This window comes from Gordonia sp. ALPHA1B1, from assembly GCF_005502615.1.
Taxonomy (GTDB): domain Bacteria; phylum Actinomycetota; class Actinomycetes; order Mycobacteriales; family Mycobacteriaceae; genus Gordonia; species Gordonia hongkongensis.
The window spans coordinates 59,104-82,959 of record NZ_SCOC01000013.1 but is presented as its reverse complement, the minus strand read 5'-3'; the positions used below and the strand labels follow the sequence as shown (position 1 = coordinate 82,959).

Annotated in this window: 24 protein-coding genes and 1 pseudogene; 23 read left to right on the top strand and 2 right to left on the bottom strand. The window is 69.5% G+C overall.

Going from position 1 to position 23,856, the window contains the following annotated elements:
- Nucleotides 1-11: 11 nt before the first annotated feature.
- The 4 genes from FFS52_RS11195 (at nt 12) to FFS52_RS11180 (ending at nt 3,395) form a co-directional block, all read left to right on the top strand.
- Nucleotides 12-758, top strand: coding sequence for a phosphoglyceromutase (locus tag FFS52_RS11195; RefSeq protein WP_058252630.1), 747 nt, complete (start codon nt 12-14; stop codon nt 756-758).
- An 81-nt stretch (nt 759-839) separates the two neighbouring features.
- A complete protein-coding gene (locus FFS52_RS11190; protein ID WP_058252631.1) occupies nt 840-1,160 on the top strand; it encodes a GNAT family N-acetyltransferase in 321 nt (106 codons plus the stop codon).
- A gap of 139 nt (nt 1,161-1,299) precedes the next feature.
- Nucleotides 1,300-2,712, top strand: coding sequence for an ATP-binding protein (locus tag FFS52_RS11185; RefSeq protein WP_058252632.1), 1,413 nt, complete (start codon nt 1,300-1,302; stop codon nt 2,710-2,712).
- On the top strand, nt 2,709-3,395 hold the full coding sequence (locus tag FFS52_RS11180; protein ID WP_058252633.1) for a response regulator transcription factor: 687 nt from the start codon (nt 2,709-2,711) through the stop codon (nt 3,393-3,395). Before FFS52_RS11185 ends, FFS52_RS11180 begins: the two co-directional genes overlap by 4 nt.
- A 26-nt stretch (nt 3,396-3,421) precedes the next feature.
- Here the strand turns inward: FFS52_RS11180 and FFS52_RS11175 are convergent, their stop codons facing one another.
- Nucleotides 3,422-4,282, bottom strand: a complete 861-nt coding sequence (locus FFS52_RS11175) for a hypothetical protein (protein WP_068970362.1) — start codon at nt 4,280-4,282, stop codon at nt 3,422-3,424.
- Nucleotides 4,283-4,336: 54 nt separating this feature from the next.
- Between FFS52_RS11175 and FFS52_RS11170 the strand changes: the two genes are divergently transcribed.
- The 11 genes and pseudogenes from FFS52_RS11170 to FFS52_RS23890 form a co-directional block, all read left to right on the top strand.
- A complete protein-coding gene (locus FFS52_RS11170) occupies nt 4,337-5,314 on the top strand; it encodes a Ppx/GppA phosphatase family protein (RefSeq protein ID WP_171011611.1) in 978 nt (325 codons plus the stop codon).
- Between the two features lie 54 nt (nt 5,315-5,368).
- Nucleotides 5,369-7,165: a hypothetical protein gene (locus tag FFS52_RS11165; protein ID WP_137809732.1), complete on the top strand. Its 1,797-nt coding sequence runs from the start codon at nt 5,369-5,371 to the stop codon at nt 7,163-7,165.
- A gap of 52 nt (nt 7,166-7,217) precedes the next feature.
- The gene (locus FFS52_RS11160; RefSeq protein WP_078113004.1) at nt 7,218-8,120 is read left to right on the top strand and encodes a sugar phosphate isomerase/epimerase; all 903 of its coding nucleotides are present in this window, start codon (nt 7,218-7,220) and stop codon (nt 8,118-8,120) included.
- Between the two features lie 38 nt (nt 8,121-8,158).
- On the top strand, nt 8,159-9,016 hold the full coding sequence (locus FFS52_RS11155) for a thioesterase family protein (RefSeq protein WP_058252638.1): 858 nt from the start codon (nt 8,159-8,161) through the stop codon (nt 9,014-9,016).
- A 6-nt stretch (nt 9,017-9,022) separates the two neighbouring features.
- The gene (gene proC, locus FFS52_RS11150) at nt 9,023-9,883 is read left to right on the top strand and encodes a pyrroline-5-carboxylate reductase (RefSeq protein ID WP_065629198.1); all 861 of its coding nucleotides are present in this window, start codon (nt 9,023-9,025) and stop codon (nt 9,881-9,883) included.
- A gap of 188 nt (nt 9,884-10,071) precedes the next feature.
- Nucleotides 10,072-10,305: a helix-turn-helix domain-containing protein gene (locus FFS52_RS11145; protein ID WP_004019963.1), complete on the top strand. Its 234-nt coding sequence runs from the start codon at nt 10,072-10,074 to the stop codon at nt 10,303-10,305.
- A 293-nt stretch (nt 10,306-10,598) separates the two neighbouring features.
- Nucleotides 10,599-10,700 (top strand): AURKAIP1/COX24 domain-containing protein, encoded by a 102-nt coding sequence (locus tag FFS52_RS11140; protein WP_003402602.1) that lies wholly within the window; start codon nt 10,599-10,601, stop codon nt 10,698-10,700.
- A gap of 97 nt (nt 10,701-10,797) precedes the next feature.
- The gene (locus tag FFS52_RS11135; RefSeq protein WP_058252640.1) at nt 10,798-11,850 is read left to right on the top strand and encodes an NAD-dependent epimerase/dehydratase family protein; all 1,053 of its coding nucleotides are present in this window, start codon (nt 10,798-10,800) and stop codon (nt 11,848-11,850) included.
- Between the two features lie 192 nt (nt 11,851-12,042).
- Entirely contained in the window at nt 12,043-13,218 is a 1,176-nt protein-coding gene (locus FFS52_RS11130) for a lysophospholipid acyltransferase family protein (protein WP_171011610.1), read from the top strand.
- Between the two features lie 71 nt (nt 13,219-13,289).
- A complete protein-coding gene (locus FFS52_RS11125; protein ID WP_137809731.1) occupies nt 13,290-14,453 on the top strand; it encodes a zinc-binding dehydrogenase in 1,164 nt (387 codons plus the stop codon).
- 297 nt (nt 14,454-14,750) lie between these two features.
- A pseudogene (locus FFS52_RS23890) lies at nt 14,751-14,852 on the top strand (HNH endonuclease); the annotation flags it as partial.
- A 40-nt stretch (nt 14,853-14,892) separates the two neighbouring features.
- Here FFS52_RS23890 and FFS52_RS11115 read toward each other — a convergent pair.
- A complete protein-coding gene (locus FFS52_RS11115; RefSeq protein ID WP_058252643.1) occupies nt 14,893-16,020 on the bottom strand; it encodes an HAD-IB family hydrolase in 1,128 nt (375 codons plus the stop codon).
- Between the two features lie 179 nt (nt 16,021-16,199).
- On the opposite strand from FFS52_RS11115, the gene FFS52_RS11110 reads away from it, so the two are divergent.
- From FFS52_RS11110 to FFS52_RS11075, 8 genes are all read left to right on the top strand, one after another.
- Nucleotides 16,200-16,454 (top strand): glutaredoxin family protein, encoded by a 255-nt coding sequence (locus FFS52_RS11110; protein ID WP_137809730.1) that lies wholly within the window; start codon nt 16,200-16,202, stop codon nt 16,452-16,454.
- A gap of 150 nt (nt 16,455-16,604) precedes the next feature.
- Nucleotides 16,605-17,411, top strand: coding sequence for a redox-sensing transcriptional repressor Rex (locus FFS52_RS11105; protein ID WP_137809729.1), 807 nt, complete (start codon nt 16,605-16,607; stop codon nt 17,409-17,411).
- On the top strand, nt 17,408-18,787 hold the full coding sequence (locus FFS52_RS11100) for a glutamyl-tRNA reductase (RefSeq protein ID WP_055475197.1): 1,380 nt from the start codon (nt 17,408-17,410) through the stop codon (nt 18,785-18,787). The genes FFS52_RS11105 and FFS52_RS11100 overlap by 4 nt, the downstream gene beginning before the upstream one ends.
- A complete protein-coding gene (hemC, locus tag FFS52_RS11095; protein ID WP_055475196.1) occupies nt 18,784-19,728 on the top strand; it encodes a hydroxymethylbilane synthase in 945 nt (314 codons plus the stop codon). Before FFS52_RS11100 ends, hemC begins: the two co-directional genes overlap by 4 nt.
- 49 nt (nt 19,729-19,777) lie before the next feature.
- A complete protein-coding gene (locus FFS52_RS11090) occupies nt 19,778-21,469 on the top strand; it encodes a bifunctional uroporphyrinogen-III C-methyltransferase/uroporphyrinogen-III synthase (protein ID WP_055475195.1) in 1,692 nt (563 codons plus the stop codon).
- A gap of 157 nt (nt 21,470-21,626) precedes the next feature.
- Nucleotides 21,627-22,604, top strand: coding sequence for a porphobilinogen synthase (gene hemB, locus FFS52_RS11085; RefSeq protein ID WP_055475194.1), 978 nt, complete (start codon nt 21,627-21,629; stop codon nt 22,602-22,604).
- A 48-nt stretch (nt 22,605-22,652) separates the two neighbouring features.
- The gene (locus FFS52_RS11080; RefSeq protein ID WP_137809728.1) at nt 22,653-23,429 is read left to right on the top strand and encodes a hypothetical protein; all 777 of its coding nucleotides are present in this window, start codon (nt 22,653-22,655) and stop codon (nt 23,427-23,429) included.
- A complete protein-coding gene (locus FFS52_RS11075; protein WP_137809727.1) occupies nt 23,426-23,851 on the top strand; it encodes a hypothetical protein in 426 nt (141 codons plus the stop codon). Before FFS52_RS11080 ends, FFS52_RS11075 begins: the two co-directional genes overlap by 4 nt.
- Nucleotides 23,852-23,856: the final 5 nt, after the last annotated feature.

Sequence of the window (23,856 nt, the reverse complement as noted above, 5' to 3'; positions counted from 1 at the left end):
AACTATCGGCCATGAGCAACGGCACCCTGATCCTGATGCGGCACGGCGAGAGCGAATGGAATGCGTCCAACCAGTTCACCGGCTGGGTCGATGTGGCGCTCACCGACAAGGGCAGGGCCGAGGCCGAACGCGGGGGCGAGCTCCTCGTCGAGCACGACCTGCTGCCCGACGTCGTCTACACGTCGCTGCTGCGCCGCGCGATCACGACCGCGCACATCGCCCTCGACCGGGCCGACCGGCTCTGGATCCCGGTGATCCGCGACTGGCGCCTCAACGAGCGCCACTACGGCGCGCTGCAGGGCCTGAACAAGGCCGAGACCAAGGAGAAGTTCGGCGACGAGCAGTTCATGCTGTGGCGTCGCAGTTACGACACCCCGCCGCCGGCGATCGAACCCGATGCCGAATACAGCCAGGTGGGCGACGCGCGGTACGCCGATCTCCCCGAGGTGCCGCTGACCGAGTGCCTCAAGGACGTCGTCGAGCGGTTCATCCCGTACTACCTCGAGACGATCGTCGCCGACGTCCGGGCGGGGAAGAACGTGCTGCTCGCGGCGCACGGCAACTCGCTGCGCGCGCTCGTCAAGCACCTCGACGGCATCTCCGACGACGACATCGCCGGACTCAACATCCCCACCGGCAACCCGCTTCGTTACGACCTCGACGACGACCTGAAACCGCTCAACCCGGGTGGTACCTACCTGGACCCCGAGGCGGCAGCCGCGGGTGCCGCCGCGGTGGCCGCCCAGGGGCAGAAGTAGCCGACGGGGTCCGTTCGGACATCCAGACGTGACACGTTTCGCCATGGCGTCGACGGTGTGGCGCGCGCTACATTAGACGGCATGGCGGACATGGGCACCCTGCGAATCGAGCACTCACCTGCCCAGGAGCGGTACGAGGCGATCCTCGTCGCCGATTCCCAGGGCGACGACGAGATCGTCGGTTATCTCGACTACGTCTCCGAGCCCTACCAGGTGGTCATCACGCACACCGTGATCCGCGAGCAGTTCAGTGGTCACGGGTACGCGGGCCAATTGGTCCAGGCGGTCCTCGAGGACATCCGGCGCGGCGGCAAGCAGGTCGTGCCGGTCTGCTCCTACGTGCAGCGCTTCATCGAACGTCACCCCGAGTTCGCGGACATGGCGGTTCCGGTTCCGCAATGACCGGTCCGGACACGGCCGCCCCGGTACCGGGGAAGCGCGCCGCCGCGTCGGCAGGGACTCCGGCCAACTCCGCGTGAACAACTGTCGAACACCTTCGTCAGATGTGCGTTCGGTGTTGGTCGAGCCGTAAGCTGCCCCTGTGACCGCCGCAATCTTCGCCGCGACGATCGCGTTCGTACTCGCGCTCTGCCTCGGTGTCGTGATCGGTCGACGCACCCGGGACCGGGACCGGTCTCGAGGGTTCGCGTTCCTCGATCGCATCCCGCGTCGTTCCGCATCCACCGCCGCCGAATTCGTTCCCGAGGCGACCCTCGGTCCCCGTGAGGTGCCGGCCTCGGCCGAGGTCCGTGACTCCGACGTGCAGGCGACCACCGACGACGGCCGGATGACCAAGGCCGGTCTGTTGAGCATGGTCGTGCGCAACACCGAGACCGCCATCGCCGTGGTCGACGAGTTCCGCGACGTCGTGCTGTACAACCAGCGGGCCGTCGAACTCGGGCTCGTACGCGAGATGCTGCTGGCCGACCCGGTGTGGGAGGCCGTGAAGGAAGTGCTCGACACCGGCGTCGAACGGCGCTTCGAGTTCAGCCCGCCGATGTCGAGTCTCGGCTTCGTCTCGACCGGACGGACGCCCCGGCCCAGTGTCGAGCACGTGCGCTGTCACGCGCGGATCGTCGCGCAGGGCGAGGAACGCTATGTCGTCGCGTACGGACTCGACGACACCGAACACAAACGCGTGGAGGCCACCCGGCGAGACTTCGTCGCCAACGTCTCGCACGAGCTCAAGACCCCCGTCGGCGCGATCGGGCTGCTCGCCGAGGCGTTGCTCGAGTCGGCCGACGACACCGATTCGGTGCAGCACTTCGGTCGCCGCGTCGTCGGCGAGACCAAGCGCATGGGCAACATGGTGAGCGAGCTGCTGGCGTTGTCCCGACTCCAGGACGGCGTCACACCGGAGTTCACCTGCATCGACGTCGACTCGCTCATCGACGACGCGCTGGCCGCGGCGACGCTCGCCGCCGAGGCGGCGGCCATCGAACTGCGCGCCGACGGTCCGATCGGCGTCATCATCCGCGGCGACCGTCCGCTGCTGCTCACCGCACTGAACAACCTCATCTCGAACGCCATCTCGTACTCGGCGTCGGACACCGTGGTCTCGATCAGCCGCCGCGTGATCAAGATCGACGGGCGGCCGATGGTCGCCATCGCGGTGACCGACCGGGGGATCGGGATCGAGCCGGAGGATCAGCAGCGGGTCTTCGAGCGGTTCTTCCGGGTCGACAAGGCCCGGTCCCGGATGACCGGCGGAACCGGGCTCGGGCTGGCCATCGTCAAGCACGTGGCCGCCAACCACGGCGGGACCATCAATTTGTGGAGCAAGCCCGGCACCGGCTCGACCTTCACGCTGTGCATTCCGGAGGACCTGTCCGACGCCGGCTGGCCGCCGGCAGCCCAGCAGGCACTGTCGGATCCCGATGCGCCGCCTCGCGCACTTCCCTCCGCGGAGGGTGACGACCCATCTGCCCGACCCACCGAAGGAAACAAGAGTTGACCCACGTTCTGATCGTCGAGGACGAGGAATCGCTGGCGGATCCGCTGGCCTTCCTACTGCGCAAAGAGGGCTTCGAGGCCAGCGTCATCACCGATGGCGCGCAGGCGTTGCCGACCTTCGATCGGGTCAGTCCCGACATCGTGCTCCTCGATCTCATGCTGCCCGGGATGTCCGGAACCGAGATCTGCAAGGCCTTGCGCACCCGGTCGAATGTCCCGGTGATCATGGTGACCGCGCGCGACAGTGAGATCGACAAGGTCGTCGGCCTCGAACTCGGCGCGGATGACTATGTGACCAAGCCGTATTCGGCGCGTGAGCTGATCGCCCGCATCCGCGCGGTGCTGCGGCGCGGCGGGGAGGTGCCCGACGACGGTCTGGAGATCGGGATCCTGGAGGCCGGGCCGGTCCGGATGGACGTCGAGCGACACACCGTGTCGGTCAACGGAACGTCGATCACTCTGCCGCTCAAGGAGTTCGACCTCCTCGAGTATCTGCTGCGCAACTCCGGCCGCGTCCTTACCCGGGGTCAGCTCATCGACCGGGTGTGGGGCGTCGACTACGTCGGCGACACCAAGACACTCGACGTGCACGTCAAGCGCCTGCGCTCGAAGATCGAGCCCGACCCGGCGAATCCGAAGCACCTCATCACCGTCCGCGGCCTCGGGTACAAGCTCGAGGCGTGAGCCGGCCGGGCCGCGGCGCCCGGGGACTACTCCGGGGGCTGCAGCTCGTATTTGACGTCGGTCTCGCGGCGCTGGGTCGCGGCCTGCGTCGCCGGGTGGATCGCGATGAGCCCCAGCCCGTTCCGGCGTCGGCAGGCGGCTGCCAGCGCCGCATAGGCGGCCTCGCCGAGCAGCGCGGTGAGCTCGGGTGCGTACGACTCCCACACCTGCTTGGCCCCGATGTGGACGTCGGGGGAACCCGAGCAGTACCACTTCAGATCGTGGCCGCCCTCGCCCCAGCCGCGCCGGTCGAATTCGGTGATCGTCGTCTGGAGCACCTGGGTGCCGTCGGGGCGTTCGATCCAGTCCTGCTCACGACGGATGGGCAGCTGCCAGCACACGTCGGGTTTGACCGTGAGCGGTTCGAGTCCCTTGCGCAGGGCCATCGAGTGCAACGCGCAGCCGACGCCGCCGGCGAACCCGGGTCGGTTCAGAAAGATGCACGCGCCCTTGTGGAGTCGCGTCTTCAGGGCGGGCTCGTCGTCGAGGTCGCTCTCCTCGAGGTACCCCTTCGGGCCGACCGGGTCCTTGCCGGAGCCCTTTTTGTAGAACTGCCAGTCCTCGGGCGTCAGCATCGCGACGCCGCGGGCGAGGGTTTTGCGATCGTCCTTGTCGGACAGGTATGCGCCGTGACTGCAGCAGCCGTCGGTCTCCCGGCCCGGGAGGATGCCCTGACATGCGGGTGTGCCGAACACGCATGTCCAGTGCGAGAGCAGCCAGGTGAGATCGGCCCGGATGACGTGCTCGGGGTCGGCGGGATCGGCGAATTCGTACCATTCGCGCGGAAAGTCGAGTTCGACCTCCGGCGCGGGATCGATGCGAGGCGCGGACGGCGAAATGGCGGTCACCTTTACACGGTAGCCGGGATCGGGCGGTGCATGCGGCTGCACTACCGTTGACCCGTGCGCTTAGGAGTCCTCGACGTGGGCAGCAACACAGTCCACCTCCTGGTGGTCGACGCCCATCGTGGCGGTCACCCCACCCCGATGAGTTCGACCAAGGCGGTCCTGCGCCTGGCCGAACAGATAGACGCCGACGGCCGGATGAGCGATCGCGCCGTCGCCAAGCTCATCGAGTCGATCGACGAGTTCACCCACATCGCCCGGACGTCCGGTTGCGAGCAGATGATGGCGTTCGCGACGTCGGCCGTGCGCGATGCGACGAACTCCGACGACCTGCTCGACGAGATCGAGCAGCGGACCGGGGTGCGCGTGCTCGTCCTGTCGGGGCGCGACGAGGCCCGGTTGACGTCGTTGGCGGTGCGCCGCTGGCGTGGCTGGAGCGCCGGCCGCATCCTCGCTCTCGACATCGGCGGCGGCTCCCTGGAGATGTCGAACGGCGTCGACGAGGAACCCGACGTCGCACTGTCACTGCCGCTGGGGGCCGGACGACTCACCCGCGAGTGGCTGCCCGACGATCCGCCGGACCGGCGGCGGGTCGGCGTGCTGCGCGACTGGCTCGACGCCGAACTCCGCGCACCGGCGGCCCAACTGCTCGCACCCGGTGCGCCGGATCTGTGCGTCGGCACGTCGAAGACCTTCCGGAGCCTGGCCCGGCTGACCGGCGCGGCGCCGTCGAGTGCCGGACCGCGGGTGCGCCGCGAACTGACGACGAGCGGGCTTCGTCAGCTCATCTCCTTCATCTCCCGCATGACCAAGGCCGATCGCGCCGAACTCGAGGGCGTCAGCTCGGATCGGGCGGGCCAGCTGGTCGCCGGGGCGCTGGTCGCCGAGGCGGCGATGCGCGCGTTGCAAGTCGATACACTGGAAATCTGTCCGTGGGCACTCCGGGAAGGTGTGATCCTGCGCCGACTCGACGCGGAGCAGGCCGACGCGCTGGAGCCGACACCGGTGCAGGGCGTTCGCGAGGGCGTCGGCTGACACCCTGGTAGACCCGGACCCAAACGTTCGAGAACGAGGACGGAGAGCCACTACATGCCGAAGGATTCGGAGCCCGAATCCCGACCCATCTCGGTGTCGGAACTTCTCGCCCGCTCGCAGGGGTCCCAGGGGGACTCGCCGGCACGTACCCGTGACGGCCGCGGCCGCCGACGCGCCGGCCGGGACGGATCGTTCTCGGTGTCCGAGCTGACCGGCGAGATCCCGAAGGTCGCCGACGCGGGAGAGGGTTCCGCGGCGCCCGCGGCCCGGCCCGAGCCGGCAACCCGGCCCGAGCCGGCAACCCGGCCCGAACCCGCAACCCGGCCCGAGCCGGCTGCCCCACCAGCGAGCACCGCGCCTGCGGAGACGGCGGCCCCGGAGAAGGCAGCTCCGGAGAAGACTGCTCCAGAGAAGACGGCTCCGGAGAACGGTGCCCCGGAGCGGGACACGACCCCGCGGAACCGTCCGGCCGCGGCCGCCGCGCCGTTCCCGCGTTCGACGAACCCGGTCCCGCGCCGCCCGGCCGACGATCAGCCCGTCGTCGACCGGCCGCGCGCCGACCAGCAACACCAGGCACGGCCGGGTAACCGCACCGCCAGCGGGATGCCCGGTTACGGCCAGGAAGCCGTCCCGCCGATGTCGACGCGTGACTTCAGCTCCGAGGCGGTGGCACGTCGCCTCGGGCAGACGCCGCCGCGAGATTCCGCTCCCGTCGACCAGGAGTCGGCGAACGCCGTCACCGGCATCATCCCGGTGGTGGGTGAGAACGGGTCGGATCTGTCGGTCGTCGACTCCGACGACGTGGTCACCTACGACCTGACCGAGGTCGATGCGGGCACCGACGGCCCCCGCGAGCGCGGCGACGGCGGGTTCTCCGAGGTCATGGACTTCGACGCCTATCGCAACTTCGCAGATGTGGAGAGCGGGAACGACGGGCCGGGGGGCAAGGGCCGGTCCGGGGGCCCGGCCCGCAAGATCGGGGCGTCGAAGAAGACCGGTCCGTCGGGTGTCGTCGGGTTCGCGCGCAAGCTCTTCGGCGGCAAGAACCGGGACCGGAACGATCCCGATCGCCACACCGACGACCACCCGGACGCACACACCGACGGCAACGAGTCGACGCACGACTGGGCAGCCACCGCGGCCGCCGCCGCGACTGCGGGTGGCACGACGGCGGCGATCGCCGCGGCGCACCCCGAGACCCATGAGGCCGACGGTCGGTGGACCGGCTCGGACGAGACCGAGAGTCTCCAGACCGCCGACCGCCCCACCGACGACCACCCGACCGAGGCCATCGAACCGATCGAGTCCGCGTCCGAGGACGACGAGGGCCGGGTCGACCTGGTGAAGGAGCGCGAGCCGGAGGGTCCCGCCGAGCCCGAGGGCCCGGCGGAGTTCGATGCTCTGCACGACACCACGGACATCGACGAGACCTCCGATGACGACGCCGATCCCGACTCGGCAGCCGCCACGGCGGAACACGCCGGACAGGACGTCGTGCCTTCGGCCGCGGACGCGGAGTCCGCCGAGCGGACCGGCACCGTCGAGACGCCGGCACCGGCACCGGACGGTCGGGCGACCGACGACGCCGAGGAGTCGCCGGTGAAGGCCTGGCTGGTGTTGTTCGGACAGGCGATCGTCGGCCTCGCGGTCGGCGTCGGCCTGTTCTGGGGTTTCACCGAACTGTGGCGATGGAATCCGTACTTCGCGCTGGTGCTCGCGGTCCTGGTGATCTTCGGCATCGTGACGCTGTCGCATGTGGTCCGGCGCACCAAAGACCTGCCGACGACGCTGCTCGCGCTCGGCGTGGGTCTGCTGGTCACCATCGGGCCGCTGGTGTTGTTGGCCGCGTGAGCCGGTGTGAACCGATGAACCCGTCGGGAGCGGAGCGAAGCGGGCGGACCGGATGAGACCCGACCTCCTGCGTCCGTCCGCCGAGATCCCGATCGGTCTGTCGACGGCGTCGGTCTATCCCCAGAACACCGAGGCGGCCTTCGCCTACGCCGCCGAACTGGGCTTCGACGGCGTCGAGTTGATGGTGTGGGGTGACGCTCTGAGCCAGGACATCCGGCGGGTCGAGTACCTGTCGGACCACTACCAGGTTCCGGTGCTGTCGATCCACGCCCCGTGTCTGCTCATCACCCAGCGGGTGTGGGGACGCGACCCGGTCGTGAAGCTGGCCCGTGCGGTGGAGGCGGCCGAGGATCTCGGTGCGTCGACCGTCGTCGTGCATCCGCCGTTCCGGTGGCAGCGTGGCTACGTCGCCGCCTTCGACGATCTCGTCGACGAACTCGAGGCGGACAGCGGGGTCGCGGTCGCCGTGGAGAACATGTTCCCCATGCGCGCCGACCGGCTGTTCGGCGCAGGGGAGCCCTCGGTCCGGCGACTCAGCAAGCGCGGCGGTGGTCCCGGTCTGGCGGCATCGGCGTTCGGCAAGTCGATCGATCCGACCGATGACGGCTACGCGCACTACACGCTCGATCTCTCGCACACCGCGACCGCCGGCGTCGACGCCCTCGCTCTTCTCGACCGGATGGGCTCGCGCCTCAACCACCTGCATCTCGCCGACGGCAACGGTGCCGCCACCGACGAGCACCTGATCCCCGGTGACGGGGCGCAGCCCTGCGCCGAGGTGTGCCGGCGCATCGCGGCGAGCGACTTCGCCGGGGCGGTTGTGCTCGAGGTCACCACGGGGAGCGCGCGCACCAAACCCGAGCGCAGCGCGCTGCTGGCCCGTTCGCTAGATTTTGCGCGGCGGCATCTCAAACGGGAGCTGCACCCCGAGCCCACCGGCCAGTTGAGCAGCTGATTCGTCGGGGGACGGGTCTCCTCGACGAAGGCGGGACGATGACCAGCAAGATCACCCAGGTGCAGGAGCTGACCGAGGTCGACCGTGGCGGTCCGGACTCGATCACCCTGCGGGCGCACATCGACGAGACGTTCACGATCGGCCCCAAGGTGCACGGCGGCACGCTGCAGATGGTGGTCGCGAAGGCGGCCCGGACCGCGCTGACCGCGCTCACGCCGGACGGCGACCGGCTCGCCGAGTCGGCGGCCGCGATGATCCCGGTGGCGATCTCCAGCGACTACCTCACCGCTCCCGATGCCGCGGACGTCGACCTGGTGATCAGTGTGCGCAAGCGCGGGCGCACCGTCACGGTCCTGTCGGTCGACGCCGTGCAACTCGGTCGGACCGTGGTGTCCTCGTCGGTGACGATGGCCCGTCCCGACAGCGGCCGGCCGCACCACTCCGGCCCCACGGTCCTCGACTCCGTGCCCGTGGAACCGTCGTCGACCGGCATCCCGCTCGACGGTTCGCCCATCGCCGAGGTCAACCACCTCGGCGCCGCCATCGACCTGGTCCTCGACTCGGAGACGTTCCCCGTCGTCCGCGGCGAGACCGGCGAGCCGCTCGTCCGCGGGTGGATCCGGCCGAAGGGCGTCGAACCCGACGAGTACTTCACGGTCCTGGTCGGTGACATCTCGCCCCCGGTCGTCATGAACCTGGCGCTGTTCGGATGGGCGCCCACGGTGCAGCTGACCACCTACGTCCGGCGCCATCCCGCGCCCGGCTGGCTGCGTTTCGCCGCGACGAGTTCCGAGGTCGGCCCCGGAATGTTCGAGGAGGACCACCTCGTGGTGGACTCGACCGGGACCGTCGTCGCACAGTCCCGTCAGCTCGCCCTCATCCCCGCAGGAAGGTAGACATCCGTGTCCGAACGCATCGCCATCATCGGCGGAGGCAAGATCGGTGAGGCACTGCTCGCCGGTCTGATCGGTGCAGGCACCCCCACCAAGGACCTCGTCGTCGCCGAGCGGGTGGAGAGCCGCGCCGCCGAGATCGCCGAGGAGTACGGCGTGCTGGTCACCGACGTCAAGAGCGCGGCCGAGTCGGCGCAGTATGTGTTCCTGGCGATCAAGCCCGACGACGTCGACTCGATCCTGCGCATCCTCGCCTCGGCGGAGGACAACGCGGAATCCGAGCGAGTGACCGTGACCCTGGTGGCCGGCCTGCCCCTGTCGCGCTACGAGAGCGCGCTGCAGGCCGGGTCGCCCGTCATCCGGGTCATGCCCAACACCCCGATGCTCGTCAACGAGGCGATGTCGGCGGTCTCGGCCGGCCGGTACGTCGGCGACGAACAGCTGCAGGCGGTGGTCAAGATTCTGCAGACGGTCGGCCGGGTGACGGTTGTGCCGGAGAAGCAGATGGACGCGGTCACCGCGGTGTCCGGTTCCGGTCCGGCCTACGTTTTCCTGCTCGCCGAGGCGATGATCGACGCCGGCGTCGGCTTGGGGCTCACCCGTGCCCAGGCCTCGGAGATGGCGGTGCAGACCATTCGCGGCGCGGGCATCCTGCTGAGCGACTCGGGGCTGTCCGCGGTCGACCTGCGTGCGGCCGTCACCTCGCCCGGCGGAACCACCGCCGAGGCGATCCGGGAGTTCGAGGCCAACGGTCTGCGGCACGCGGTGTACCAGGCGACTCGTGCCTGCGCGGCCGCCAGCGCCCGCGGCGGACGTCGAGTGGAAGTCGAGGGTTTGGCGCAGGGACACGCCGTCACCGACACCCCATGAATTGTGGTCGAACGGCCGACAAACCCCAGCATGTTGGGGTCGAGTCACAGGAATCTCAGAAATACCGGTCTCTCACGTCGCTTTTTTCACATCTGCCACGCTAAGCTTCTTTAAGCACGTGCGTGTCTGATGTCCGCAGGAGGGGAAGCCTGCGGCCGCGACGCGTGCACCGGAGGTATGAGTGATTCATGGCACCTGCAGACACTCCTGGTGACAGGACAGGCGCAGTGAGCAACGCGGCTTCGGCGTCGCAGTTTCTCACCGTCGCCGAGGTTGCATCGTTGATGCGCGTTTCGAAGATGACCGTCTACCGTCTCGTCCACAACGGCGAACTGCCCGCGGTTCGGGTCGGACGCTCGTTCCGTGTGCACGCGAAAGCGGTCCACGACTACCTGGAGACGTCGTACTTCGACGCCGGCTGATCCGGCTTTCGCACCACGCCTGAACAGCAGTTTCTTCGAAAGGTCTCCGTGACCGGCCCACGCCGGTCACGGGGCCTTTTGCGTGTGGGCGTCCCCGGCCGCCGCTCGTTGGCCATCGCGATTTCCCGATCCGGCGTGCCGCCCGGTAGGCTCGGTGGTCGCGTACCTGGATGCGCCGGTGAGCCCTACGTGACACACCGCCGCTCGTCGCTTCGCTCCCGGCGCCGTACCCGGCTGAAGTGCAGACCAGGGCCGAACAAGTACATCAGTGTCAATCGTGAGGAAGCGCCCCGATGGGTTCAGTGATCAAGAAGCGCCGCAAGCGCATGTCGAAGAAGAAGCACCGCAAGTTGCTGCGTCGGACCCGGGTGCAGCGTCGCAAACTCGGTAAATAGGCTTTTCTTCGGCATCAGGACCCGCTACGGCGGGTCCTTTTGTCGTCCCGGGCCTCCTCGGTGCGCCGGAACGCCCGACTGGCGATAGCCTCGGGGCATGGCCGAATCCACCTCCGCACCCCCCAGGGTGGTCCTGGTCACCGGGGCGTCGACCTTCCTCGGCGGCTACCTGGTGGCCCGTCTCGCGGCCAATCCGGACATCGAGAAGGTGCTCGCCGTGGACTCGCGGGTGCCGCGCAAGGATCTCCTCCGCCGGATGGGGCGAGCGGAGTTCCTCCGGGTGGACATCCGGCGTCCCACGATCGCGAAGGCGCTCGCCGCCTATGACGTGGACACGGTCGTCCACGCCGCGACGTCGATCGCCGACACCGCCCCGCACTCCCCTGCGATCAAGGAGTTCAACCTCGTCGGGGCGATGCAGGTGTGCGCGGCCTGCCAGCGCACACCATCGGTGAAGCGTCTCGTGCTGCGTTCCACCGCCATGGTGTACGGCGCGGGCAGCCGCGACCCGTCGCACTTCGCCGAGGAGACGCGCGCTCCCCGGGAGCCGAAGCGGGGATACGGTCGAGATCTACTCGACGTCGAGGGTTACGTCCGCGGCCTCGGTCGGCGGCGTCAGGACATCGACATCACCATCGTCCGCCCGCAGGCCATGTTGGGTCCGCGCATCACCACCCGGATGAGTTCGTACCTCTCCCTGCCGGTCGTGCCGACGGTGATCGGATTCCAGCCGCGCCTGCAGTTCCTGCACGAGGAGGATGCGCTTGCGGCGATGGAGCACGTCACCCTCGCCGGGAAGGTCGGCACCTACAACATCTCGGGCGAGGGCGTGGTGACGCTCACGCAGGCGATCCGACGCGTCGGGCACATCGAACTGCCTGTTCCGAGCAGTCTGCTGGCGCCGATCGCGGGGGTGTTCCAGGACCTGCGGTCGGCGAAGCTGCGGTCGTCGCAGACGGAGTTCCTCACCTACGGCCGGGTGCTCGACACGACCCGCATGCGGACCGAACTCGGCTTCGTCCCGCGGTACACGACGCTGGAGACGTTGGACGACTTCATCGAACGCAGCGGGGTGACGCCGGTGATCGGGTCCGATTCGTGGAGATCGTTCGAGCGACGGGTCGTGTCGGCCGCCCACCAGTTGCAGTGAAATTCAGGGTCATGATGGCGGCGAAGTCGCCGTGAGCATGCGCAACGTGGGTGCAACCTCTAGACTTGGACGCCAGACCCACATCGCGCCCAGCGCTCCTACGCCGCGACTCGTTCGCCCCGGCGGTCCGAGTGCCGGCAGCAACCCGAGCCCAGACCCGGCCCGGATTTCGAACCCAGGACTCAGCTAGGGGTGAGCACTTTGGCAGGTGGCGGAGCGACAGATGCACGTACCGCGAAAGTCATTCAGCTCTACACATCGCCGACGGGTCCCGATGCCCGGGGTGTCCGGGAATCGGGTCGCCGACGCCATCCGAGTCAGCAGGTCGGTCGTGAACGATCGAAAAGCGCAGCGGCGCAACGGGGATCGTCGACGCTCGGACACCCCAACACCGATGGGTTCGGCCGCGCGCCCGCGCAGGTGACCCCGATCAGCGACGAGATCACCCTTCCCGACGAGGCGCTGGGCGTCGAACATCGCGGTCCGTCGAAATCGAGTCCGCTGTTCAGCCTGGGCGGTCTGCGCGGCGCGGTCGCCGACACCCTCACCTCGACCGCCGGGTTCATCCGGGAACGGATGGCGGGGGAGTACGAGGTCGACGAGTTCGGATTCGATCCCCACTTCACCGAATCGGTGTGGTTCCCGGCGATCCGGCAGGTCTACGAGAAGTGGTTCCGCGTCGAGGTCACCGGTGTGGAGAACCTGCCGCGCGAGGGTGGGGCGCTCCTGGTCGCCAACCACGCGGGCACGATCCCGGTCGACGCCGTGATCACCTCGCTGGCCGTGCGCGACAACCACCCGGAGGGCCGGTACCTGCGGGTCCTGGCCGCCGACATGGCCTTCGACACGCCGGGCGTCAGTGAGGTCGCGCGGCGGATCGGTGCGACGCTGGCGTGCAACTCCGACGCCGACCGTCTGCTGCGCGCGGGTGAGCTGACCGCGGTCTGGCCCGAGGGGTACAAGGGCATCGGCAAGCTGTACAAGGACCGCTACAAGCTCCAGCGGTTCGGCCGCGGCGGGTTCGTGACGACCGCGCTGCGCAACGCCGCGCCGATCATCCCGGTGTCGATCGTCGGCTCCGAGGAGATCTACCCGATGCTCGCCGACCTCAAGCCGCTCGCCAAGATCCTCGGCCTGCCGTACTTCCCGGTGACCCCGCTGTTCCCGTGGCTCGGGCCGCTGGGCATGGTGCCGTTGCCGTCGAAGTGGCACATCCACTTCGGCCGGCCCATCGAGACCGGCTCCTACGACGAGGCGTCCGCCGACGACCCGATGGTGGTCTTCGATCTCACCGACCACGTGCGCGAAGAGATCCAGCAGACCCTCTTCCGGATGCTGAGCCGGCGCGGAAGCGTCTACTTCGGCTGAGCTCGGTGTCGCGCGGGGGCGTGGCGCGCGTTCGACGCCCGTTCCGGTCCGTCAGCTGATACTCATGGAGCATGCGTGCAGTCGTGTGCCGGCAGGGCGAGCTGACGGTCGAGGAGATCCCCACCCCGGAGCCCGGCAAGGGTCAGGTACTGCTCCGCGTTCTCCGCGCGGGCATCTGTGGTTCGGACCTGCACGCCCGGGTCCATGCCGATGCCACGGCGCAGGTGTCCGCCGAGGTCGGCTACGACGCATTCATGCGATCCGGGCAGTCGGTGGTCATGGGACACGAGTTCGCCGGCGAGGTGGTCTCCTACGGGCCCGGTTGCCGTAAACGCTGGTCTCCCGGGACCCCGGTGGTGTCGGTCCCGATGATCCGGCACGGCGCCGACGCCCACCTGACCGGACTGTCGGAGTCCGCGCCGGGCGGGTACGCCCAGTTCGTCCTGGTGTCGGAGGACATGACCTTCGAGATCCCGGAGAACCTGCCCGCCGAGCATGCTGCGCTGACCGAGCCGATGGCCGTCGCCCATCACGCGGTCCGACGCGGGGAGGTGGGACGCCGGGATGTCGCGGTCGTCGTGGGTTGCGGCCCGATCGGGCTGGCCGTCATCACGATGCTGAAGGCCGACGGAGTTCGCACGGTCATCGCGAGCGACCCGTCACCCGGCCGCCGGGTGCTGGCTCATCGCGTGGGGGCCGACATCGTCGTCGACCCGACGGTGTCGTCGCCGTTCGAGCGATGTGCCGAGGTCGGCAAGTACATCACTCGCGCCCAGGATCTGCTGGGCGCGGCGTTCGATGCCATGCGGACCCTGCGGCGGATTCCGCTGGCGCCATGGTCCTCGGTCTTCCGCATGGCCGACCGGCTGGGTGCCACGCCGAAGGGCCCTGTCGTCTTCGAATGTGTGGGGACGCCCGGGATGATCGAGCACGTCGTGTCCGAGGCGCCGTTCCGGTCGCGGATCGTCGTGGTCGGGGTGTGCATGGAACCCGACACCTTCCGCCCGGCGATGGCACTCAACAAGGAACACGAGTTGCGGTTCGTGTTCGCCTACGACCCCGCCGAGTTCCACGACACGCTGCACATGATGGCCGACGGCAAGGTCGACGTCGCACCGCTGATCACCGCGACGGTCGGTCTCGACGGCGTGGGAGCGGCATTCGATGCCCTCGGCGGCGCCGAACACCACGCCAAGGTCCTCATCGACCCGATGAGTGAGGTGGACTCGCTGTAGGGGGAGGGTTCGTCGATCGTGCGCCGGATCCCGTCGACTGTGCGGCCCCTCCGCTGGTTGAGCCGGCCCCGAGCGGAGCGAGGCGCCGTGTCGAAACCACCTGGTGACCCGACGATCTCAGCCATCGCGAACCCGGCCGGCGCCATACCGCAACTCCCAGAGTCTCTTTCGTCTACGACGATGTCGTCTGCGGTATGACTCATCGGTAGCGGTGGTCCATCCCGCAACCACCCCGGCAACGGGAACCGGCCCACCGCGTCGTGCGCCTATTCGTTATGTACGGGACGGATACCACTCGAACCAGGCTGCACCCGTTCAACATTCGCGAGCGATCTGGACCACGTCACCGAGTACGGCCATGCCGACCCCGCCCGAGGCGGGACGACACCGGGTGAGAACCCTTCTGATCCGGGGAGCCAGGGCCGTCGGCGTCGAACGATCAGCGCTGCCGCAGGAACCGGGCGGCGGCTGCGGCCCCGCCCCCCGCGGCCCCGAGCACGATCGCGGTCCCGGCCCCGTACTTGGCGGCCTTCCGGGCGGTCCGGAAGTCGTACATCTCCCACCCGCGGACCTTCGCGACGTCCCGCAGGTCGGTGTCGGGGTTGATGGCGACCGCGCGACCGACAAGCGACAGCATCGGTACGTCGTTGTGCGAATCCGAGTACGCCGTACAGCGTTTGAGGTTGAGCCCCTCGCGGATCGCGAGCGCGCGCACCGCATGGGCCTTACCGGGGCCGTGCAGGATGTCGCCGACGAGCCGCCCGGTGAAGACCCCGTCGACGCTCTCGGCGACGGTGCCCAGCGCACCGGTGAGGCCCAGCCGGTCGGCGATGGTCTGCGCGAGTTCGACGGGTGTCGCGGTCACCAGCCAGACCTGCTGTCCGGCATCGAGGTGACGCTGTGCCAACGCCCGCGTACCCGGCCAGATCTTGTCCGCGATGTAGTCGTCGAAGATCTCCTCGCCGAGCTCGACGAGTTCGGAGGTCGGCTTGCCCGCGATGAACGACAACGCCTTCTCCCGGCCCTCCGCGACGTCGCGCGCATTCTCCTTGCCGGTGATCCGGAACTTCGCCTGCGTCCACGCGAAATCCATGATGTCGCCGTAGGTGAAGTACTTCCGCGCGGCGAGACCGCGAGCGAAGTGCACGATCGACGCGCCCTGGACCAGGGTGTTGTCGACGTCGAAGAAGGCGGCCGCGGTGAGATCGCGCCGCGGTTCGCCCGGGATCTCGGCCGTCGGGCGCGAACGCAGCGAGTCGACGGCGGCCTTCGCGCTCGCCTCACCGGCCAGGGTCTGGCGGAGTTCGTGAGCCGTCTGCCGGAAGCGGCCGGTCGCGGCGGTCGCCCGCTGGGAGATCCAGGTGGTGACCCGGTTGGACTCGTCGTCGACGAGTTCGTGGAGTTCGGCGTCCTCGTCGAAGTCGTCGGTGAACTCCACGCTCGCGGCGTGGGCCTCCCAGTCGTCGCCCGTCGGGCCGTCGCCCTGCATCGGATTCGGCGGGAGAAGTGCGGCGTCGTCGGGCGTCTCGTCGTCCTGCCGGTCTTCCGGGCCCGGGGTCTCGCCCACTGCCCACCTCCCACGCGTAGCGCCAGCACTGCTTGCCGGGTACAGCCTAGTGGTGCGCCTGGGAACCGGGCGACTGGTCTCCGGCGTTCGATCCCCCGCCCGGTGACGGACCGCACACCGTCGGCGGGGGAGGGTCACCCGGCTGATCCCGCGGGCGCTGCGCTGGGAGGATGGTCGGCATGACGGTGGAACTGTTGACCCGTGCGGGGTGCGCGGCGTGCGCGGCGGCCCGCTCCGAACTGACCCGTATCTGCGCCGACATGGGCGTGGGGTTCACCGAGGTCGACGTCGACGAGGCGGCCGAAGGGGGTCGGCCGGACGTGCGCGCCGAGTTCGGCGACCGGCTCCCGGTGGTCCTCCTCGACGGTGACGAGCACAGCTACTGGGAGGTCGACGAACCGCGTCTGCGGGCGGATCTCGCGGCGCGGCGGTGATCGGCGCCCACGTTCGACGAGACGCCTAACACAGCACGGCCGATCCCGAGGGGCCGTGTGAACAGATTCACAGGGAAGCTATATCCTCCCTTGGTCGGGAAGAGTCGGGTCCCGGTGTCTGGTGACGCCGGCAGATGTGTGGGAGTGCGAGTGGGCGCGGAGAGTGCGAAGTCGGCCGACGCCGACCCTCCTGCGTCCGCCGTCCCTCCGGTCGACGACCCCGCCACCGACATCCCCGGTCCCACGGTCGCCCGGTTGGCCACCTACCTGCACGTACTGCGCTCGTTCAGTCGTCGGGGCATCCTGCTGGCGTCGAGCGGCGAGCTCGCGACGGCAGCCGGGGTCAACCCGGCCATCCTGCGCAAGGACCTCTCCTACGTCGGCGCCAACGGCGTGCGCGGCGTCGGATACGACGTCGGCAGGCTGACCGCCCGGATCTCGATGACGCTGCACACCGACAGCATCCACACCGTCGCGCTCGCGGGCGCCGGCTCGCTCGGCCGTGCGCTGCTGTCGCACGCCGGCTTCGGACGCGGCTTCCGGGTCGCCGCGATGTTCGACGCCGATCCGGCCCTGACCGGCGCGGTTCTCGAGCCGGGCGGCCCGCGGGTCGCCCCGCTGACCGACATCGCCGCCGTCTGCGCACAGGTGGTCCCGGCCGTCGAGATCGCGGTGATCGCCACCGCCGACGACGACGCCCGACGCGTCTTCGATGCATTCGTGGCCGCGGGTGTCCGGCAGGTGCTCAACGTCACGCCCGTGTCGCTTCCGGCGGAGTCGGATGTTGTCGTCAGACAAGTTGATCTAGCCTTGGAACTACAGGTGTTGGCTTTCCAGGCCTCTCGCGGGCCGCGCGACGACGTCAAGGAGGCGCGCGAGGCGAAGCCGACGCGGGGGCACCGGGGAAGTGCCGGACACCAGGGAAATGTGATGGGTGAAGAAACGGTGACAGCGTGAGTGTTCTGTTGTTCGGGGTATCGCACCGCAGTGCTCCCGTCGAGGTGCTCGAGCGGTTGGCGGTCTCCGACCACGACCGCCCCAAACTGATCGACGAACTGCTCTCCTCGCGGGCGATCTCCGAAGCCATGCTCGTGTCCACGTGCAACCGCGTGGAGATCTATGCCGTCGTCGACGCCTTCCACCCGGCACTCGAGGCCGTCGGCTCGGTCCTCGGCGACCACTCCGGCATGACCGTCAACGAGATGACCCGCCACGCCTACGTTCGTTACTCCGAGGCCGCCGTCGAGCATCTGTTCACCGTCGCGGCGGGCCTCGACTCGCTCGTCGTCGGCGAGCAGCAGATCCTCGGTCAGATCCGCAACGCCTACCTCAGCGCCGACGCCAACGACTCCGCCGGACGAGTGCTGCACGAGCTGGCGCAGCAGGCGCTGCGGGTCGGCAAGCGCGTGCACACCGAGACCGGGATCGACCGCGCGGGTGCCTCCGTGGTCTCCGTCGCGCTGCACCGTGCCAAGTCGCTGCTCACCGATCCCGCGACGGGCGCGCACCGCCTGCGCCGCGCGGTGGTCGTCGGTGCCGGCGCCATGGGCGGTCTGGCGACCGCTCAGCTGGCCCGTGAGGGCGTGACCGAGATGGTCGTCGTCAACCGGACCGTCGACAAGGCCGACCACCTCGCGGGCAACATCGCCGCCAACCACGGCATCAGCGTCCGCGGCGTCGGGCTCGACGACCTGCCGGCCGCGATGGCCACCGCCGACGTCGTCGTCACGTGCACGGGCGCGATCGGCGCGGTCGTCGGCGTCGGGTCGGTGCACTCGGCACTCGCGGCCCGTACCGGGGACGCAGCTCCGCTCGTCATCTGCGACCTCGGGCTCCCGCGTAACGTCGACCCCGCCGCGGCCCGCCTGCCCGGCGTGCACATCGTCGACATCGAGGGACTGCGCGGCGACTCCGAGACCCAGGCCGCCGAGAACGACACCCTCGCCGCCAGATCGATCGTCGCCGCCGAGCTCGCCGACTACCTCACGCACCAGCGTCAGGCGGAGGTCACCCCGACCGTCGCGGCCCTGCGCCAGCGCGCGGCCGACGTCGTCGAGGCCGAGATCCTGCGCCTCGAGACCCGCCTGCCCGACCTCGAGGGCGCGCAGCGCGACGAGGTCGCCAAGACCGTCCGCCGCGTCGTCGACAAGCTGCTGCACGCACCGACCGTGCGCGTCAAGCAGCTCGCCTCGACCCCCAACGGGGATCACTACGCCGAGGCGCTGCGCGAGCTGTTCGAACTCAAACCCGGTGCTGCCGAGGCGGTTTCGGCTCCCGACCATCTCGGTGGCCTGCCTTCGGGCGACGCGGCCGGCGATCTGGGTGACCGATGAGCGAACCCTCCACCGCGCCGATCCGGATCGGTACGCGGGGCTCGCTGCTGGCCCGGACCCAGTCGCAGACCATCGCCGACGCCCTGACCGCCGCCGGACATCCCGCCGAACTGGTCATCATCAAGACCGCCGGTGACGCCTCGGCGGCCCCCGTCGCCGAGATCGGCGTCGGGGTGTTCACCACGGCGATCCGCGTCGCGCTGCGGAACAACGAGGTCGACGTCGCGGTGCACTCGTACAAGGACCTCCCGACCGCCCCCGAAAGTGACCTCACGATCGCGGCCGTCCCGCCGCGGGTCGATCCCCGGGATGCGCTGGTCGCACGCGACGGAATGGTGCTCGGCGAACTGCCGCCCGGCTCGGTGATCGGTACCTCGGCCCCCCGGCGGGCCGCGCAGCTTAGAGCACTGGGTCTCGGTTTGGAAATCCGCCCCCTACGAGGCAACCTAGACTCTCGGTTGGGCAAAGTCGCCAGCGGCGAACTCGACGCAGTCGTGGTCGCCCGCGCCGGACTCGTGCGGATCGGACGGACCGACGTGGTCTCCGAGGCGCTCGAACCGGTGGTCATGCTGCCGGCGCCGGCGCAGGGTGCACTCGCTGTGGAGTGCCGCTCAGACGATGCCGAACTGGTGAGAATTCTCGCCGAGTTGGACGACCAGTCCACCCGCGCGGCCATCGAGGCCGAACGGGCGGTACTCGCGGCTCTCGAAGCCGGATGTACCGCACCGGTCGGTGCGATCGCCGAGGTGGTCGAGTCGATCGACGAGGACGGGCGCATCTTCGCCGAACTGTCGTTGCGTGCGGCGGTGGCGGCCGAGGACGGGTCGGACGTGATCCGCGCTTCGGTGGTGGGTCCGGTCGATCGTGCCGTTCAGCTGGGCAAGGACCTCGCCGCCGAACTGCTGGAGCTGGGAGCGGGCGACCTCGTCAACTCTCCCTAGCAGAGAACGAACTGCAGCCCTCGCCGAGAGGGCAGGAGAGTGCGAACCCATGAGCCGTACGAAGAAGGCAAATCCCGGACGGATCCTGTTCGTGGGGTCGGGTCCAGGGGACCCAGACCTGCTCACCGTGCGGGCACGCACCGTGATCACCAACGCGACCACCGCCTACATCGATCCCGATGTACCCGCGCCGGTGGTGTCGCTGATCGGCAGTGCGCATCGCGACGAACCCGCCGCCGACACTCGCCGATCCACCAAGAAGGCCGAGAAGCCCGCTGACGACGCCGCGTCGACGCCCGCCGCACCGGCCGACGATTCGCAGGCCGCCGGTGACGAGGCCGGCGCGACCGATGCCGGGCAGACCGACGAGGAATCGGTGGTCCGGCCGGCGCTCGGCGATCCGGCCGAGGTCGCCAAGACCCTCGTGGCCGCGGCCCGCAACGGCGACGACGTCGTGCGCGTCGTCGCCGGCGACCCGCTGACCACCGATTCGGTCCTCGCCGAGGTCAACGCCGTCGCCCGTACGACGGTCACCTTCGAGGTGCTGCCGGGCCTGCCCGCCGCATCCGTGGTCCCGAGCTACGCCGGCATGCCGCTCGGTTCCACCCACACCGAGGCCGACGTGCGCGGCGAGGTCGACTGGGCCGCGCTGGCCGCCGCCCCCGGCCCGCTGGTGCTGCACGCGACATCGGGCCACCTGGCCGAGACCGCCAGCGCGCTCACCGAGCACGGCATGGCCCCCCAGACCCCGGCCGCCATCACCATCAACGGCACCACCTGTGCGCAGCGCACCATCGAGGCCACGCTCGCGACGCTCAACGAGCAGGGCAACGCGCTCACCGGTCCGCTGATCGTCACGGTCGGCAAGGTCGTGGGCGCGCGCGGCAAGCTGTCGTGGTGGGAGTCGCGCGCCCTGTACGGCTGGACCGTCCTGGTGCCGCGGACGAAGGACCAGGCCGGCGACATGAGCGAACGGCTCGTCAGCCACGGTGCGATGCCCAAGGAGGTGCCGACCATCGCGGTCGAGCCGCCGCGGAGTCCCGCGCAGATGGAGCGCGCCGTCAAGGGTCTCGTCGACGGGCGGTACCAGTGGGTGGTGTTCACCTCCACCAACGCGGTGCGCGCGGTGTGGGAGAAGTTCGCCGAGTTCGGGCTGGACGCCCGGGCGTTCTCCGGCGTCAAGATCGCCTGCGTCGGTGAGGCCACCGCCGAGAAGGTGCGCTCCTTCGGCATCAACCCCGAACTCGTGCCGTCGGGTGAGCAGAGCTCGCTCGGTCTCCTCGAGGACTTCCCGCCCTACGACGACGTCTTCGACCCGGTGAACCGAGTCCTGTTGCCGCGCGCCGACATCGCGACCGAGACACTGTCCGAGGGACTGCGCGACCGCGGCTGGGAGATCGACGACGTCACCGCTTACCGCACCGTGCGCGCCGCACCGCCGCCCGCCGAGACCCGCGAGATGATCAAGACCGGTGGTTTCGACGCGGTCTGCTTCACCTCCAGCTCGACCGTGCGCAATCTCGTGGGCATCGCCGGAAAGCCGCACGCGCGCACCATCGTCGCGTGCATCGGGCCCAAGACCGCCGAGACCGCAACGGAATTCGGCCTCCGGGTGGATGTGCAGCCGGAGAACGCATCGGTGCTCGAACTCGTCGACGCGCTCGCCGAGCACGCCGCCCGACTTCGGGCCGAGGGCGCACTTCCGCCCCCGCGCAAGAAGTCTCGCCGCTCGCGTTCCTGAGCTGCTCCTGCTCCCTGAGGCGCCGCCCTGAGGTGCGAGGAGCGATAGCGACGAGCCTCGAAGGGTGCGAGGAGCGATAGCCGCCGGGCCGAGCAAGCGACGAAGGAGCGCGTCGAGGTCGACGAGCCTCGAAGGGCCCGTGAGACGAAGGAGACCCATGCCACCCGTGATCCGGCCCCGGCGCCTGCGCACCACCCCGGCCATGCGCCGGCTGGTCGCCGAGACCTCGCTGGAGCCGCGACATCTGGTGCTGCCGATGTTCGTCGCCGACGGCATCGACGACCCGGTACCGATCTCGTCGATGCCGGGCGTCGTGCAGCACACGATGGATTCGCTGCGGACCGCCGCGGCCGAGGCCGTCGACGCCGGTGTCGGCGGACTCATGCTGTTCGGGGTGCCGCGCGCCGAGGACAAGGACGCCACCGGGTCGGGCGCGGATGCCGACGACGGAATCCTCAACCGGGCTCTGCGCACCCTCGGTGACGATCTCGGGGATGCCACGGTCCTGATGGCCGACACGTGCCTCGACGAGTTCACCGATCACGGGCACTGTGGCGTCGTCGACGGTCGGGGTCGCGTCGACAACGACGAGACCCTCGAGCGCTACGTGTCGATGTCCCTGGCGCAGGCGCGGGCGGGTGCGCATCTCCTCGGGCCGAGCGGGATGATGGACGGCCAGGTCGCCTCGATCCGGGCCGCCCTCGACGCCGAGGGCTTCACCGACACCGGGATCCTGGCCTACGCCGCGAAGTACGCCTCGGCGTTCTACGGCCCGTTCCGCGAGGCGGTCGGCTCGTCGCTGCAGGGCGACCGGCGCACGTACCAGCAGGACGCGGCCAACCGGGTCGAGGCGCTGCGCGAGGTCCGGCTCGACCTCGAGGAGGGCGCCGACATCGTGATGGTGAAGCCGGCGATGAGTTACCTCGACATCGTGCGCGACGTCGCCGACATGAGTGACGTGCCGGTCGCGGCCTACCAGATCAGCGGTGAGTACTCGATGATCTCCGCCGCCGCCGAACGCGGCTGGATCGACCGCGATGCCGCGATCCTCGAGTCGCTGACCGCCATCCGACGGGCCGGTGCGTCGATCGTCCTGACCTACTGGGCGGCCGAGGTGGCGCAGCGCCTGTCCTGACCTGAGCGTGTAGGGCTCGTCGTGCTGCCCGTTCACTAGGCTGGTCCCATGTCCGCACCGTACGACCCCGCGTCCGACCCCGGCGCGCCGTCGCGACCGAAGGTCCCCGACTCCGTCTCCATCGCCGTCGAGCTGTGGGTGGTGGTGATCGTCGGGCAGATCGTGGCGATGTTCGCGCAGACCGGCACCTTCGTCGACATGATCCGCGATCAGGTGAGTTCTGCTCCGCAGGAAGGGGTCCCGCCCGAGCAGATCGACTTCATGACCTCGTCGGGGTTCGTGGTCGGTGTGCTGGTCGTGACGTCGCTGTTCCTCACCGCGATCACGGCCTTGGTCGTCTGGTTCACCCGTAAGGGCTACAACTGGGCGCGGATCGTGCTGTCGGCGATGGGTGTCTACGTCGTGGTCAGCCTGCTCTTCTCGCTGTTCGGTGGCGACACGTCGCCGGCGTGGGCGATGGTCCCGCAGGTGATCAGCGGCGTCGCGGCGCTCGGTGCGACCGTGCTCCTCATGCGCGGCGACTCCGAACGGTACTGCCGGGAGATGGCCGCGGCGCGGAAGCCGCAGCCGGTCCACCCGCCGTCACCCCCGTACCCATACCGCCAGAGCCCGTACGGCCGGAACCCGTACGGCCAGAACCCGTACGGCCAGAACCCGTACGGCCAGAACCCGTACGGCCAGAACAGGCCGTATGGTGACAGCGATCATCGCGGCGCGCCCGGCCCGTACTCCGACGACGCCCGATCCGAGCCCGTTCACCTCGACAAGCCGCATCCGGAGAACCGGGGCACCGACAACCAGAACGAAGGACCGAAGAACCAGTGACAAGTCCTGATCCGGCTCTGCGTCCGAAACTCGTCGTCTGGGCCCACCGGTGCTGGCTGACCTCCGGCGCACTGCTGATCGCGCTCGGTGCACTGGTCATTGTCGTGTCGGCGGCCAGCGACACCGGGACCGTCACGTCCGGGGTGCTCGGCGCCATGGTCGCCGTCGTGGGTGTCGGGTACATCCTGCTGGGCAGCAAGGCCTACACCGGCGATGCGCGGTGGCGGTCGTCGCTGGCGGCGCTGACCCTGGTCGTCGTGGCCATGCTGCTGTTCCTGAGCCTGGGGATGAACTTCTTCGCGTTCCCGTTGCTCGCGGGACTCGTCGGTCTGTTCGGGTCCCTGCTGGCCTACCGTCCGCCCGCCGAGACCTGGTACACCGGCAAGGAGCCGGAACCCAAGACGCCGCGGTCGCGCAAGTAGGGCAC